Source organism: Actinomycetospora lemnae, from assembly GCF_028737315.1.
Taxonomy (GTDB): domain Bacteria; phylum Actinomycetota; class Actinomycetes; order Mycobacteriales; family Pseudonocardiaceae; genus Actinomycetospora; species Actinomycetospora lemnae.
The window spans coordinates 338,310-351,762 of the sequence record NZ_JAQZAO010000001.1 but is presented as its reverse complement, the minus strand read 5'-3'; the positions used below and the strand labels follow the sequence as shown (position 1 = coordinate 351,762).

Sequence of the window (13,453 nt, the reverse complement as noted above, 5' to 3'; positions counted from 1 at the left end):
CTCAGGCCAGGTGCGTCCGGGGCCGGGGCTGGGCCACGCCGTCGACGACCATGTCCACGCGCTCGTCGTAGAACGCCACCAGCCCCGCGATGCGCGCGACGGCCGGGGCCGGGTGCTCGTAGCTCCACGCGAGGTCGTCGTGGCGCCCGGTCGGGGTGCGCACCGACCAGTAGCGGCTGGTCACGCCTTTGTAGGGGCAGGCGGTGCGGGTCGTCGACGGCTCGAGGCGGGTGTGGTCGACGGCGGTGGGGTCGAGGTAGGCGCGGGTCGGCAGGCCGGTCTCGAAGAGCAGGACCGGGGCGTCGGACTCCGCGAGCACGACCCCGTCGAGCTCGACCCGCACGTGGCGTCGCGAGCGCAGGGCGTCCACCCGCACGTAGGGGCTGCGCGGGTGGACGGCGACCTCCTCGTCCTCCTCGAACCAGGCGTCGAACGCCGACCACGTCAGGGCGACCGTGCCCGCGAGCTCACCGTCGAGGCGCCGGTGCCCGGGGTCCGCGGCCAGCGCCGCGGGGTCCACGTCGTCGACGGGGACGGCCCAGCGCGGGTACCAGGGGTGCTCCCACACGTAGCGCGCGGCGAGGGTGTCGACGACGACCCGGCCGCCGAGCCGTGCCCGGATGCGGCGCGGGCACGGCTCGACGTGACCGACCGGGACGGCGGGCGCGGGCGGGCCCGCCGGGCGCGTCACGGGCGGCCGGCGCGCGGGGCGGGCGCCGATCGCCGGCCACGGCCGCCCATGTCGGTGGCGACCCGGCCGGGGCACACGGCGTCGACGAGCACGCCGCGCGGTCGCAGGTCGGCGGCGAGCGTGACGGTGACCATGTCCAGCGCGGCCTCGCTCACCGCGTACGCGGGCACGCCGCTCCCGCCCTGCATCTCGCCGGACGACCCGGCGCCGCTGGAGACCATGACGACGCGGGCGCCGAGGCGCAGGAGGTCGTCGGGGTCGCGGGCGCCGAGGACGACGGGGTGTCCGCGCGCGGCGAGGCGTCGGACGACGCCCAGGCCGCTGGTTCCGGGGGTCACGGGTGCATGCTCGCGTGCGTTCCCCCACGCGGGCAACGATGATCGGTTGCCCACGGCCGGACGTGGGAAGCTTCCGCGCGTGAGCGTGCCGGGGCGTGACCCCGGCCCGGGCGGCACCCGGGCCTCGGCCGGCCTCGACGACGAGGCCGACCGCTGGCTGGTGGGCAGGGCCCGGTCCGGCGACCAGGGCGCCTACGAGGAGCTGGTCCGCCGGCACCGCGACCGGATCTACCGGATCGCGCTGCGCATGCTCGGCAGTCCCGCCGACGCCGACGACGTCGCGCAGGAGGTCGTCATCCAGCTCTGGACGGCGCTGTCCGGCTTCGCCGGGACGTCGGCGTTCACCACCTGGCTCTACCGCGTCGTCGTCAACCGGTGCCTGAACCACCGCCGCGGCCAGCGGCCCCACGACCAGCTCGCCGACGCCGACCACCCCCGGGTCGCGGGCCCGGAGAGCCGGGTGCTGGCGGGCGAGGAGCTGCAGGCCGGGCTCGCCGCGATCAGCCGCCTGCCCGAAGATCAGCGGGTGCCGCTCGTGCTGGTGCAGCTCGAGGGCCTGTCGTACCGCGACGCGGCGGCCGTCACCAAGACCAGCGAGGCCACGGTGCGCGGGCGACTGGCCCGCGCCCGCGCCACCCTGATGTCCGAGATGAAGGACTGGACATGACCCAGGAGCGCACCCCCTCGGCCACCGCGCCGCTCGAGGGCCGCCTGGCCTGCGGGCGCGACGCGGCGGCGCTCGTCGCGCAGGTCGCCGACGGCGCGGCCGACCGCCGGGACGCCCACCAGCGCGACTGCCCCTACTGCCAGGCCGCCCTGGCCGAGTTCGACCGGCTCTGGGCGCCCGTCCGCGCCGTCGCCGACCACCGTCCGCAGGCCCCCGACGGCCTGCTCGACGAGGCGTTGCGCCGCATCCGCGGGGTGGCCGCCGACCCGGAGTTCGGGCGCATCGAGGAGCCGCGGGGACGGACGCGGGTCAGCGCGCGGGTGGTCGTCGCCCTCGCCCGCCACCTGGCTTCGCGGGTGCCGGGCGTGCGGGTGGCGCTGAGTCACCTCGTGGCCGCCGGCGGGGGTCCGGAGACGAGCCTGGACGGCGGGCCGGAGGTGACGGCCGGCGTGGCCGGGTCCTCGACGGTCGTCGCGATCACCCTGGCCGCGGAGTACGGCGCGGACCTCGTCGCGCTCGGGACGCGGATCCGCGCGGTGGTGGCGGACGGGATCCGGAACTCGACGGGCCTCGAGCCGGTGGCGGTGCTCGTGCACGTCGACGACGTGCTGCTCTGAGGCGAGGGTCGGCTGGCTGCCCTCGCGTCACGGCGGGCCCTGGGTCGGCGGCTCGGGGGGTGACGGCTCCGGGGTGCCGCGCTCCGGGGTGCCGCGCTCCGAGGCCGCGCTCCGGGGTGCCGCGCTCCGAGGCGGTGGCTCCGAGCAGTGGTTGGCGGATCCGGTGCCGGACCGGCCCCTCCCAGGAGTGCCGCAGCGGGCTGCCGACCGTGCGTCGCCCGAGTTGCGGGCGTCCACCCGAGCGGCCGGCGAACTGGATCGGCGTGGTCCCTCAGAAGGGCGGCGGGTCGGGGTCGGGGTCGATCCGTGTGGCGGCCCGTTGCGGGTTCTGGGCGTCGCGGTGGGCCTGGCGCAGCAGGTCGTAGAGGCCGGGGGTGCGGGGCGGTCGGGCGTGGCGGGCGGGCCTGCGGTGTGGGCCGTCGGGCGTGACGGCCGTGGGCGACATGAGGCGGCGGCTGAACAGCCGGGCGGTGACGTCGGCGGGTTCGTCGTCGGCGGTGTCGTCGTGGGTGTGGTCGTGGGTGTGGTCGAGGTGGTGGAGGTCCGCTGGCAGGGGTCGTGGGGTGGTGGCGGGGCGGGGTGCCGGGAGGGGGTCGGTGATGCGGGGTGGGTGGGTGTCGTAGGTGGCGCCGGCGCGGGTGGTGATCTGGAAGTGGCCGGGGCTCGGTTGGGTGAGGCGCCAGCGGCCGTGGTGTTTGGCGCGGTGGTGGTGGCGGCACAGGGCGCCGAGGTTGCTGGTGAGGGTGGGCCCGCCGTGGGCGTGGTCGGTGGTGTGGTCGAGGTCGGTGGCGTGGGCGGGCTCGCGGCAGGACGGGGCGATGCAGTGGCGGTCGCGGGCGCGGACCCAGCGGTCGATCTCGGCGGTGGGTCGGCGGTGGGTGGCGGCGGCGGGGTCGAGGTGGTCGTCGGGCGCGCGTGGTTCACCGTCTGCGGTGGGCCGGGGCAGGTGGCGGTGGAGGTCGGTGAGCAGGGCGTGCCAGGTGGGGTGGTCGGCGGGGTCGAGGGCAGCGAGCAGCGTCGTCGGGACCTGGAGTTCGACGATGGCTGGTCCGTGGCGCCCCCGCCGCCGGTCGCGGCGGGGGCGGGGTGGTCGCCCGGGGCCTGCGGGGGCCTCGCTCGGCGGGTCGGGGCGGTGGCGGGTGAGCAGGAGGTGCTGGAGGTGGCCGGTGTCGTCGGTGAGCGCGATGCGCCATTGGCCGTGGTGGTAGCGCTGGAGCAGGCAGCGGGCGGTGGGGGCGAGGGCGGTGCCCCAGCGGGGGATCTGGGCGGGTAGCTCGTCGAGCCCGAGGGCGGTGCTCAGCCGCAGCCGCACCTCGACGGTGCCGTCCCGCACCACCGGACCCTGCGGGGCCTGCCCTGTCGGGGCTTCGCCGCTCGGGGCCTGGTCCACGTCGTCGTCGCCTGGCTCGTCGTCGCCTGGCCCACCGTCGGTGAGCGCATGGCCCGAGTCGTTGTCGTGCGAGTCGTCGTCGTGCGGGGTGTGGTCAGTGGTGGCGTCATCGGCCGAGGCTCGCGCGCCGCGTGACTCGTCGGGCGAGGGACTCGACCCGCTTGGGCTGCCGTCACGCTCGTCCGCGCCCACGTCGGATGCGGGCTCGTCCGGCCCCTCGTCGTCGCGACCTCGGCGAGCCTCGGTGCCGCTATCACCCCGACCGCCGTCGTCGTCGGAGCCACCACCGCCGCCCGGCTCGCTCGGCCCGCCATCGCTCGGCCCGCCATCGACCGGCCCGCCATCGCTCGGCCCGCCCTCGCTCGGCCCGCCGTCGCCGGGTCCCTGGTCGTCGGGGCCGTCGTCGCTGGGGCCTTCGCCCCGGCCGTCGGCGTCGGGTGGGGTGAGGTGGGTGACCAGCAGGTCGAGCAGGGTGTCGTCGTCGAGGCCGGCGGCGGTGCCGTCGAGCAGGGTCAGGTAGACCTCGGCGCGCAGGGCCTCGACCCGCACCGGTACCCCGCGGCGGCGTAGCGCGGCGGCGAGGGCCTCCAGGCGGGCCATGCTGACCGCGGCCCGCTCCACGGGCAGGTCGTAGCCGGCCAGGTTCGCCGTGCCGGTCGGGTTGCGCGAGGCCAGCACGCGGGCGCGTTTCTCCGCGGCCTGCTCGCGGCGCGCCGCCCAGTCGGGGTCGAGGGCGGCGGCGAGCTGCTGGATGCGTTCGATCAGCGCCCCGACCGGCAGCCGCGGGGCCTCGGGCAGGACCTCACCGCAGACGTGGTGGGCGTGGTCGTCGGCCAGGTCGCGGGTCCAGTCCGAGAGCACCCGGGCCTTGGTGTCCTCGAGCTCACCGGCACGCATGGCGGCGTGGACCTCGGGCAGGCGGCGCAGCAGGTCGTCGGCCAGGCCCAGCCAGCGGCAGGCCATCGCCCGCGACCAGCCCAGGGCGGCGGCGGCCTCGTCGCCGGAGAACTCGTCGAGCAGCGCCCGGCGACCCTTCTGCCCTTCCTCGGTGCGGCCGGCCTCGTGCAGCGCAGTCAGCAAGCGGGCGGTGGCGCGATTGCGGGCCCGGAAGCAGTCGCGGGCGAAGTTCACGACCTCGGCGCCGGCCAGCCCGGCCGGGTCGATCGCGTCGAGGACCTCGACCGGCAACCCACCGGCGTCGAGGTCCGCGATGCCCATGACCAGCACGCTAGCCCCGACCCCCGACACTCCCCGACGATCATGGACAGCAGGTCACGGCCGTCGCAGCCCCGCCGCCGTCGACCCCCCGCGGACGCGCAGCCAGCGCACGAGGTCCTCGTCGCCGGACGCGATGGCCGCGTCGAGCGGCGTCTGTCCGAGGTGGTGCTGGCACCGGTTCAGCTGCGCCCCGTGCCGGAACAGGATCTCCACCGTGCTCAGGTGCCCGCCGCGGCAGGCGCTCCAGAAGGCGAGGTCCACCTCGTCCCACCCGGGCGAGGGCGAGACGTGCAGCAGCGCGGTGACCGCGTCGTCGAGACCCCTCGACGCCGCGTCGACCAGGCCCACCACCACGTCCCGGGCGGTCACGGCGTCCTCGACGTCCCCCACGGGAGGCAGTGTGGTTGCGCACCATCGGTCGTGCTACTCGATCAGCCCCCGACCGCGCCCAGCGACCGCAGGTTCCACCGCCCCGAGCCCCCGGTGAGCACGGCGAGGGTCAGCGGCGCGACGTCGACGCGCCACGCGGCGGCGGGCCCGGCGCCCATCGCGTGGGCCACCGCGGCGCGCACCACGGGCGGGTCGACGACGGCGAGGCCCACCGTGCGGTCCTCGCGGGGCAGGTCGTCCATCCAGGCCCCGACGCGCGCGACGAGCGCCGCCAGCGACTCACCCCCGGGCGGCGCCGCGTCGGGGTCGGTGAGCCAGGACTGCAGCGCCGCGGGGTCCTCGACGGCGAGGTCGGCGGGCGCGCGGCCGGCCCACGCGCCCGGGTCGGGGCCGGCAGGCGCCTCGCCGTCGACCGACCGCCCCGGCAGCACCAGCGCCGCGGTACCCCGGCACCGGGCGGACGGCGCGCACCACACGTGGGCGGGCTCGGGGAGCCGTCCCGCGAGCTCCGCGGCGGCGCGGCGCCCGCCGGTGTCGAGCGGCTCGTCGTCGGGGAAGCGGGCCTCCCGGGCGGCGGCGGTCGCGGCGTGGGCGAGCAGGTGCAGACGCACCGGGGGATTCTCAGCTGCTCGTCCGCGTCTCGCGCACGAGGGCCACGACGACCGCGAGCAGTGCCAGGCCGAGCGCGGGCGCGGCGATCGTCCAGGGCGCGCGGTCGACGTAGGCGAGCGAGTCGGCGAGCACCGCGCCCCACTCCGGCGAGTCCGGGGGCGCGCCGAGCCCGAGGAAGCTCAGCGCGGCGATCCCGAGCGCGGCGTGCGGGACCCGCGCGAGCCCGTGGCGCACCACCGGTCCCACCACCGCGGGCACGACGTGGCGTCCCGCGATCCGGCCCGGCGCCGCCCCGACCAGCACCGCCGCCCGCACGTACCCCGACGCGCGTGCCTCGGTCGCGAGCGTCCGGGCGTGCACCGCCAGCGGCACCCACCCGACGGCGGCGACGGCGATCGCGGCGCCGAGCAGGCCGGGACCCGCGATCGCGGCCACGACCAGCCCGACGACGATCGGGGGCACCGCGTTGAGCACGTCCGCGACGCCCGCCCGCGCCGACCGCGCGCCCACCCCGACCGCGAGCCCGACGACCACGCACACCACGGTCACCGCGACCGCGGTCCCGACCGTCAGCAGCGCGCCGTGCGCCACGCGCGCCCACAGGTCGCGGCCCAGCGCGTCGGCACCCAGCGGCACCGACCACGACGGCGGGGCGAGGCGGCGCTCGGTGACGGTCGTCGAGGGGGCGCGCGGCAGGCCCGTGACGACCACGAGCGCGAGCACCCCGGCCGCGGCCCAGGGCGCCCACGACCGCGCTCGTCCCGAGGTGTCGGGCACCCCCACCGACACCTCCGCTCCCGAGCGCGCCGGCCCCAGCAGCGCGCGGTGCGCGAGCACCCCGACCCCGCCGAGCACCAGCCCGAGCAGCACGAGCACCGTCACCGCCGCCTGGGCCAGCGGCAGGTCTTGCGCGAGCACGGCGTCCAGGGCCAGCGAGCCGATCCCGGGGATGCCGAAGAGCTGCTCGACCGCCACCGCGCTCCCGAGCAGGCCCACGACGAGCAGCGCGACCTGCGGCACCGCGGTGGCCACGGCCCGCCGGGCGACGCCGAGCGAGACCGTGGCCGGCGGCGTGCCCCACGAGCGCCAGGTGCGCACCCACGGCTCGGCGAGCGCCGACTCCGTCGCCGACGACAGCATCCGCGCGAGCAGCCCGCCCGCCGGGAGGCCGAGGGCGAGGGCCGGCAGGACGAGGTAGGACGGGCCGGCGAACCCGGTGCTCGGCAGCAGCCCCCACGCGACCGCCACCACGGCGACGAGCACCGCCCCGAGCACGATCTCGGGCACCGCGCCCAGCACGGACGCCGCCACCGCGCTGCCGCGCCCGGCCGGGGCGCCCCGGTGCGCGGCGCGCCACACTCCCGGGGCGAGCAGTGCGGTCGCGGTCACCGCGGCGACGACCGCGGCGGCCAGGGCCAGCGTCAGCGACACCCCGAGCGCGGCGAGCACGGACGGCGCGACCGGGGCTCGAGACACCCACGAGACGCCGAGGTCGCCGGTGAGCACCCCGCCCAGCCAGCCGAGGGCGCCGGCCACGGGGTCGGCCGGGAGATCGAGCTCGGCGCGCAGCGCGTCGAGGGCGGCGGCGGAGAACCCGCGCTCGGGGTAGCGCACGCGCAGCACCGCGGCGGCGGGGTCGTCGTCCCAGAGCCAGGGCAGCGCGGCGACGACCAGCGCCAGCACCACGACCGCGACCCCGGCGGTGAGCAGCGGGAGGAGCCGGCGCGCGGTGGTCATCCGCCCGTCCCGGCGTGTCGCGCGCGCGAGGTGGTGGCGATCCTGGCGTCCAGTGCCAGCGTGGACGCCACGCTGACACTCGCGAGCCCGCACACCCCGCTCAGCCCCGGTGGGTCGCGGCGGTGACCAGGAACTGCTCGTTCGGGTCCTCGACCACGCCGGTGACGCCCGCGCCGAGGCCCACCCGCGCGCGCTCGGTGACGTGCGGGACCACGGCGTCGGCGGCGAGCACGCGCGCCTCCACCGCGAGCGCGGCGCGTCGGCGGGCCTCGACGTCGCTGGTCGCGGCGGCGGCGGCGAGGATCGCGTCGGTCGCCGGGTCGCAGTAGCGCGCCTGGTTGTAGCTGCCGGCGCAGGAGAAGTCGCTGGCCAGGTAGCCGACGGGGTCGCCGGTGTCGAGCTGCTGCGACCGGCTGATGATCACCGCGTCGAACGCCCCGGTGCCCAGCTGCGCCTCGAACGCCGAGCTCTCGAGCACGGTGACGTCGACGGTGAACCCGGCGCGGCGCAGCGCATCGGCGTCCGCGGCGGCGATCTCGGGGAGCTCGGCGCGGTCGGAGTACGTTGCCAGGCGGAGGCGCTGTCCCGCGACGGGCGCCGGCGGGGTCACCGGGTGCGGGGGACGGGCGGCGGCCCAGGGCGTCGCGGGCCCGAACAGGCCGGCGGCCGGGTCGGCGCGGCCCTCGTAGATCGCGCCGGCGACGTCGACCGGCGCGAGCGCGGTGCGGACCGCGGCCCGGACGCCGGGGTCGGCGAGCACCGGCGAGCGCTGGTCGAGGTACACCGCGACGCTGCGCGGCAGCGGGACGCCGGAGACCCGCTGCGGCGGCGCGATCGACGCCACCTGCGAGGCCGGGATCGCCTCGGCGACGTCGAGCTCGCCGGCGCGCAGGGCGTTGGCGCGCGCCGCGCCGTCGGCGAGGAACCGCGCGTCGATCCCGGGCGCACCCACCGGTCCCCGCCACGACGAGGGGTTGGCGTCGAGCGTCGCGCCGGTGGACCCGTCGACGCGGGTGAGCACGAACGGCCCGGTGCCCGCCCGCACCGGGCTCGGCCGGGACGGGTCGGCGTAGGCGGACGGGGCGAGGATCACCAGCTCCGGCGAGGCCAGGCGCTGGGGGAGCACCGGGTCGGGCGCGGGCGTGGTGACGAGGACGCCACCGGCGCCGTCCGGCACGGCCGTGAGCGCGGGTCCGGTGGCGGCCAGCGAGGCCAGCGCCCGCGGCGTCGGCGTGGCCGCGGCGGCGCGGGTGAGGCTGCCGGCGACGGCCTCCGGGTTGAGCGGCGTGCCGTCGTGGAAGGTGACGCCGGAGCGCAGCGTGAACCGCCAGCTCGTCGGCGAGACCTGGGTCCACGCCGTCGCCAGCGCCGGGGTCGGGGTGCCGCCGGTGAGGACCACGAGCGGCTCGGTGACCCCGAGGCGCGTCGCGAGCGTCGCCTCGTTGCCGTAGGGCGACAGGCCCGACGTGGGCGGGAACGACAGCCCGACCCGCAGCCGCCCGTCACCGCCGTCGCCCCCCGACGTGCTGAAGCACCCGGTGAGGGCGAGGCCGAGGACGGCCAGGAGGACCCCCAGGCGGCGGGACGAGCGGCGGGCTGGTCCAACGGGCTTCACGACGGCCTCCCGGCGGCGAGGGTGTCGGCGTGCAGCGCGGGCACGCGGCGGACGAGGACGCCCATGACGAGCGCGCTGGTCAGGGGCAGGGCCGCGGTGACGGCCCAGGGCAGGGCGGGCGGGCCGCCGGCGTCGAGCAGGGCGCCGAGCAGCGCGCTCCCGCCCAGCACGGCGAGGCCGCCGGCGGAGGCGAGGACGCCGAAGTGCGCGCCGAGGCGCCGCTCGCCCGCGAGCCGCCCGACCGCGTCCTGCGCGATCGGCACGACCGTCATCTGCCCGAGCGTCAGCGTCACGACGAACACGACCGCCGGCACCGGCCCGGGCGCCCCGAGGCCGACGAGCACCGCCGTCGCCAGGAACGACAGCGCGAGCACCGCGAACCCCACGGGCAGCGCGCGCGTCCCGAGCCGCCGGCGGACCACCTCGGCCAGCGGGACCTGCCCGACCACCACGATCACCGCCGACAGCACGAACAGTGCCCCGAGCAGCCCGGCGGACCCGACGCGGGCGAGCTCCACCGGCAGCGCGAGGTAGAGCTGGTTGTAGCTCAGCAGCCACGACGAGTACGCCGCGGCGAACGCCAGGAAGGCGGGGTTGCGCAGCACCTCGCCCCACCCCGCGAGCACCGGCTCCCCGGCGTGCGCGGCGGGTTCGCGCGGCATCCCGCGGGCGAAGGCGACGAGGACGACGACGAACACGCCCGCCGCCGCGAGGGCCGTCACCGCGAAGTCGACGGTCAGCAGCAGCGAGCCCAGCACCGGGCCGACGACGACGCCGACCTCCCCGGCGACCCCGAACATCGCGAACGCCTCGCTGCGCGTGGGGCCGTCGGTCCGCTCCAGCGCCCCCGCCCGCCGCGCCAGCTCCGCCTCCACCGCCGGCGAGAACAGCGCCGCCGCGAAGCCCGTCGCCACCGTCCCCGCGACCAGCAGAACGGGGCCGTCCGCGCCCGCGAGGAGCAGGAGCCCGACGATCCGCACCACGAACCCGGTGAGCGCCACCGGCCGGGTACCGAACCGGTCGGCCAGCGCCCCGCCCAGGAAGAACAGCCCCTGCTGGCTGAACGTCCGCAGCCCCAGCAGCAGCCCGACCAGCGCGCCGCCGAGCCCGAGGTCGCGCGTGAGGTGCAGCGCGAAGAACGGCAGCACCAGGTAGAAGCCGGTGTTGAAGGCGAGCTGGCCGAGCACGATGAGGCGCATCGGGCGGGGCAGCTCGCCCAGGCGCCCGAGGATCGACCACCGGCGCAGCAGGTCGCTCACGCCACCTCCACGCCCAGCACGGCGTCGAGCAGCGCGCGGGTGGCGTCCGCGGACGGGCGCGCGAGGACGTCGTCGATGGGGCCGGTCTCGACGACCCGCCCCGAGGCCAGGACGGCGACGTCGGAGCAGAGCCGCTGGGCGACGCCGAGGTCGTGGCTGACGAGCAGCAGCCGGGTCCCCGACGCGCGGGTCAGATCGCCGACGAGGGTGACGAGACGCCGCCGGGTCGTGGGGTCGACGGCGCTGAACGGCTCGTCGGCGACGAGCACCGCCGGGCGGGTCGCGAGCGCCCGGGCCAGCGCGATCCGCTGGCGCTCGCCGCCGGAGAACCCCGCCGGGCGGCGGTCGGCGACGGCCGGGTCGAGCCCGACGGCGTCGAGCAGCTCGGCGACCCGGTCCCCGTGGTCGCCGGGCACGCGCGCGCACTCCAGGGGCTCGCGGATGCTCGCACCGACCGGCAGACGTGGGTCGAGCGAGCTGCCGGGGTCCTGGGCGACGACGCCGACGGCCCGGCGCACCTCGCCGGGGCGTCGCGGGGTGACGACCTCGCCGCGGAACCGCACCGTGCCCGCGTCCGGGGCCTCGAGCGCGAGCAGCATCCGCAGCAGCGTCGACTTCCCCGACCCCGACGCCCCCACGACGGCGAGGTCGCCGCGGGCGGGGACCTCCAGGTCGAGCCCGTCGAGGGCGGTCCGTACGACGCGCCGCCACGGCCGGTCGCCGGGCACGGTGTAGCGGCGGGTGACGCCGGCGAGGCTGAAGCTCACGCCCGCACCTCCGGCACCGACAGGCGGGCCGCGTCCACGAGCTCGCGCGTGACCGCGTGCGCCGGCGCGGCGAGGACCTCGCGCACCGCGCCGTGCTCGACCACCCGGCCCCCGGCGAGGACGACGACCTGCTCGCACACGGCCGCGAGCACCCCGAGGTCGTGGGTGACCAGCACCAGCGCCGTCCCGGACGCCGCCAGCGCCCGGTCGAGGCGGTCGAGCAGGGCCCGGGCGACGGGTCCGTCGAGAGCGGCGGTCGGCTCGTCGGCGACGAGCAGGCGCGGGCGGCACGCCAGGGCCGCGGCGAGCGCGACGCGCTGGCGCTGCCCGCCCGAGAGCTGCGACGGGCGGGCGCGGGCGAGCTCGGCGGGCAGGTCGACCTCGGCGAGCGCCTCGACCACGCGGGCGCGGGCGGTGGCGCGGTCGAGACGCTGGTGGCGTCGCAGCGGCATCGCGAGCTGGCGGCCCACGGCGAGCAGCGGGTGGAGGGCCGTCGCGGAGTCCTGGGCGACGAGGGCGACCCCGCAGCCACGCACCTCGGCGAGCGTCGTCTCCGGCACGCCGACGAGCTCGGTGCCGTCGACCCGGACGCTCCCGCCCGCCGTCGTCCCGGGCGGCAGGAGGCCCGCCACCGCGGCGGCGGTCAGCGACTTGCCCGCCCCCGACGGTCCGACGACGCCCCACCGCTCGCCCGGCGCGACGCCGAGCGTGACCCCGTCGACGCACGTCGCCCCGCCCGCGGTGACGGTGAGGTCGCGGACCTCGGCGACGGGGGACACGGGCCGGGACCCTAGGGCCTTCCCGCCGCGAACGGGTGGCTACCCCACGTGCTCTGCAACGCACTGGTCGCAGGCGCACACGTGCATGAGTTGCCAGTCGGTGGCAGCAATGGGGGCGCCCGCCGCTGGTCTCGCGACCCCGAACGTCCAGTTCAACGCCCATAGCTCATCACATGCTGAGGCGTTGACGCCGTGATCCCCGGGCCCCTAGCGTCTCGGACGACCGCCACCGCCGGGGCGGTCGCTCGCCGTGCGCCCGAACAGGAGATGCCCGTGACCACTGCTGGTGCCGTCGCCCGCGCCAAGGCCACCGCGGTCCCCGCGTCGGAGACCCTGCCCTGGCTCATCAGCGCCGTCCTCGTCGGGCTGGCGCTCTACTACGTCGTCGGGATCGACCAGGGCGCCGTCTCCGTGTTCGGCGACACCACCGTCCTGCACGAGCTCGTCCACGACGCTCGCCACTTCCTCGGCTTCCCCTGCCACTAGGCCCGATCCGCCGGAGGAGGAGCTGCAGATGGAGGCACGCTCGTTCGTGCTCCGGGGCGTGATCGCGGGTGCGGTGGCCGGGCTGGTCGCGTGGGTGTTCGCGCTCCTGTTCGCCGAGCCGCAGGTCGAGGCCGCGATCGCCTACGAGGAGGGCCGCGGCGAGGCCGAGGAGGCCCTGGCCACCGCGGCCGGGGCGGTCCCGGCGGGCGGCGCCGAGGAGGAGGTCGTCAGCCGGGGCGTGCAGGCCACGATCGGCCTCGGCGTCGGCATGGTCGCCATCGGGATCGCGCTGGGCCTGCTGGTCGCGGTGGCCTACACGCTGCTGCACGGCCGGGTGGCGCTGCGCCCGCGGGTGCTCGCGCTGGTCGTGGCCGGCGCCGGGTTCCTGACGATCTACGCGACCCCGTTCGTGGAGTACCCGGCGAGCCCGCCCGCGGTGGGCAGCGACGAGACCATCGGCGACCGCACCGCGCTGTACCTGGTGATGGTCATCGGGTCGTTGCTGTTCCTCGCGGCCGCGGTCGCGGTGGCCCGGCAGGTCCGCGGGCGGATCGGCACGTGGAACGCCGTGCTCGTCGGGGGCGTCGTGTACGTCGCCCTGTCGGCGGTCCTCATGAGCGTGCTGCCCGGCCTGGGGGAGCTGACGATCAACGCCGTGGAGAACGGGCCGCGGGTCAGCGAGACGCCGCTGCCCCTGCGCGACGCCGCGGGGACGATCATCTACCCGGGCTTCGACGCCGACGTGCTCTACCACTTCCGCGTCGCGTCCTTCGCCGCGCAGGCCCTGCTCTGGGGCGTGCTCGGGCTGGTGTTCGGCGCGCTGGTCGAGCGCCGGCTCGCGAAGGGCGAGGTCGGCGAGCGCACGCCCGAGGCCTCGGCCGCCTGAT

At 77.7% G+C, this 13,453-nt stretch carries 14 protein-coding genes; 4 read left to right on the top strand and 10 right to left on the bottom strand.

What is annotated here, in order from left to right; genetic code table 11:
- Position 1: 1 nt before the first annotated feature.
- Positions 2–691 carry a DUF427 domain-containing protein gene (locus tag PGB27_RS01695; protein ID WP_274198601.1) on the bottom strand — a complete coding sequence of 230 codons (690 nt, stop codon included), beginning with the start codon at positions 689–691 and terminating at the stop codon, positions 2–4.
- Positions 688–1,029 carry an SDR family NAD(P)-dependent oxidoreductase gene (locus PGB27_RS01690; protein WP_274198600.1) on the bottom strand — a complete coding sequence of 114 codons (342 nt, stop codon included), beginning with the start codon at positions 1,027–1,029 and terminating at the stop codon, positions 688–690. Before PGB27_RS01690 ends, PGB27_RS01695 begins: the two co-directional genes overlap by 4 nt.
- 79 nt (positions 1,030–1,108) lie before the next feature.
- On the opposite strand from PGB27_RS01690, the gene PGB27_RS01685 reads away from it, so the two are divergent.
- Both PGB27_RS01685 and PGB27_RS01680 read left to right on the top strand, forming a co-directional pair.
- Positions 1,109–1,696 carry an RNA polymerase sigma factor gene (locus PGB27_RS01685; RefSeq protein WP_274198599.1) on the top strand — a complete coding sequence of 196 codons (588 nt, stop codon included), beginning with the start codon at positions 1,109–1,111 and terminating at the stop codon, positions 1,694–1,696.
- Positions 1,693–2,313 carry an Asp23/Gls24 family envelope stress response protein gene (locus PGB27_RS01680; protein ID WP_274198598.1) on the top strand — a complete coding sequence of 207 codons (621 nt, stop codon included), beginning with the start codon at positions 1,693–1,695 and terminating at the stop codon, positions 2,311–2,313. Before PGB27_RS01685 ends, PGB27_RS01680 begins: the two co-directional genes overlap by 4 nt.
- Before the next feature lie 271 nt (positions 2,314–2,584).
- Here PGB27_RS01680 and PGB27_RS01675 read toward each other — a convergent pair whose 3' ends face one another.
- The 8 genes from PGB27_RS01675 to PGB27_RS01640 all read right to left on the bottom strand — a co-directional run bounded on the left by PGB27_RS01675 (position 2,585) and on the right by PGB27_RS01640 (position 12,080).
- Positions 2,585–4,921 (bottom strand): HNH endonuclease signature motif containing protein, encoded by a 2,337-nt coding sequence (locus PGB27_RS01675; protein WP_274198597.1) that lies wholly within the window; start codon positions 4,919–4,921, stop codon positions 2,585–2,587.
- Between the two features lie 54 nt (positions 4,922–4,975).
- A complete protein-coding gene (locus PGB27_RS01670; protein WP_274198596.1) occupies positions 4,976–5,311 on the bottom strand; it encodes an ankyrin repeat domain-containing protein in 336 nt (111 codons plus the stop codon).
- Positions 5,312–5,352: 41 nt separating this feature from the next.
- A complete protein-coding gene (locus PGB27_RS01665) occupies positions 5,353–5,922 on the bottom strand; it encodes a histidine phosphatase family protein (protein ID WP_274198595.1) in 570 nt (189 codons plus the stop codon).
- A 10-nt stretch (positions 5,923–5,932) separates the two neighbouring features.
- Positions 5,933–7,660, bottom strand: coding sequence for an ABC transporter permease subunit (locus PGB27_RS01660; RefSeq protein ID WP_274198594.1), 1,728 nt, complete (start codon positions 7,658–7,660; stop codon positions 5,933–5,935).
- 100 nt (positions 7,661–7,760) lie between these two features.
- Positions 7,761–9,275, bottom strand: coding sequence for an ABC transporter substrate-binding protein (locus PGB27_RS01655; RefSeq protein WP_274198593.1), 1,515 nt, complete (start codon positions 9,273–9,275; stop codon positions 7,761–7,763).
- Positions 9,272–10,534: an MFS transporter gene (locus PGB27_RS01650; RefSeq protein WP_274198592.1), complete on the bottom strand. Its 1,263-nt coding sequence runs from the start codon at positions 10,532–10,534 to the stop codon at positions 9,272–9,274. Before PGB27_RS01650 ends, PGB27_RS01655 begins: the two co-directional genes overlap by 4 nt.
- A complete protein-coding gene (locus PGB27_RS01645) occupies positions 10,531–11,301 on the bottom strand; it encodes an ABC transporter ATP-binding protein (protein WP_274198591.1) in 771 nt (256 codons plus the stop codon). The genes PGB27_RS01650 and PGB27_RS01645 overlap by 4 nt, the downstream gene beginning before the upstream one ends.
- Positions 11,298–12,080, bottom strand: a complete 783-nt coding sequence (locus tag PGB27_RS01640; protein WP_274198590.1) for an ATP-binding cassette domain-containing protein — start codon at positions 12,078–12,080, stop codon at positions 11,298–11,300. The genes PGB27_RS01645 and PGB27_RS01640 overlap by 4 nt, the downstream gene beginning before the upstream one ends.
- 273 nt (positions 12,081–12,353) lie before the next feature.
- Between PGB27_RS01640 and PGB27_RS01635 the strand changes: the two genes are divergently transcribed.
- Together PGB27_RS01635 and PGB27_RS01630 are read left to right on the top strand one after the other, a co-directional pair.
- On the top strand, positions 12,354–12,566 hold the full coding sequence (locus tag PGB27_RS01635) for a CbtB domain-containing protein (protein WP_274198589.1): 213 nt from the start codon (positions 12,354–12,356) through the stop codon (positions 12,564–12,566).
- Between the two features lie 28 nt (positions 12,567–12,594).
- On the top strand, positions 12,595–13,452 hold the full coding sequence (locus PGB27_RS01630) for a CbtA family protein (protein WP_274198588.1): 858 nt from the start codon (positions 12,595–12,597) through the stop codon (positions 13,450–13,452).
- The last annotated feature ends 1 nt before the right edge of the window (position 13,453 follow it).

Coding starts and splice junctions, on each gene's coding strand:
- PGB27_RS01675 (WP_274198597.1), bottom strand. CDS start 4,921: ATGGGCATCGCGGACCTCGACGCCGGTGGGTTGCCGGTCGAGGTCCTC.
- PGB27_RS01680 (WP_274198598.1), top strand. CDS start 1,693: ATGACCCAGGAGCGCACCCCCTCGGCCACCGCGCCGCTCGAGGGCCGC.
- PGB27_RS01630 (WP_274198588.1), top strand. CDS start 12,595: ATGGAGGCACGCTCGTTCGTGCTCCGGGGCGTGATCGCGGGTGCGGTG.
- PGB27_RS01660 (WP_274198594.1), bottom strand. CDS start 7,660: ATGACCACCGCGCGCCGGCTCCTCCCGCTGCTCACCGCCGGGGTCGCG.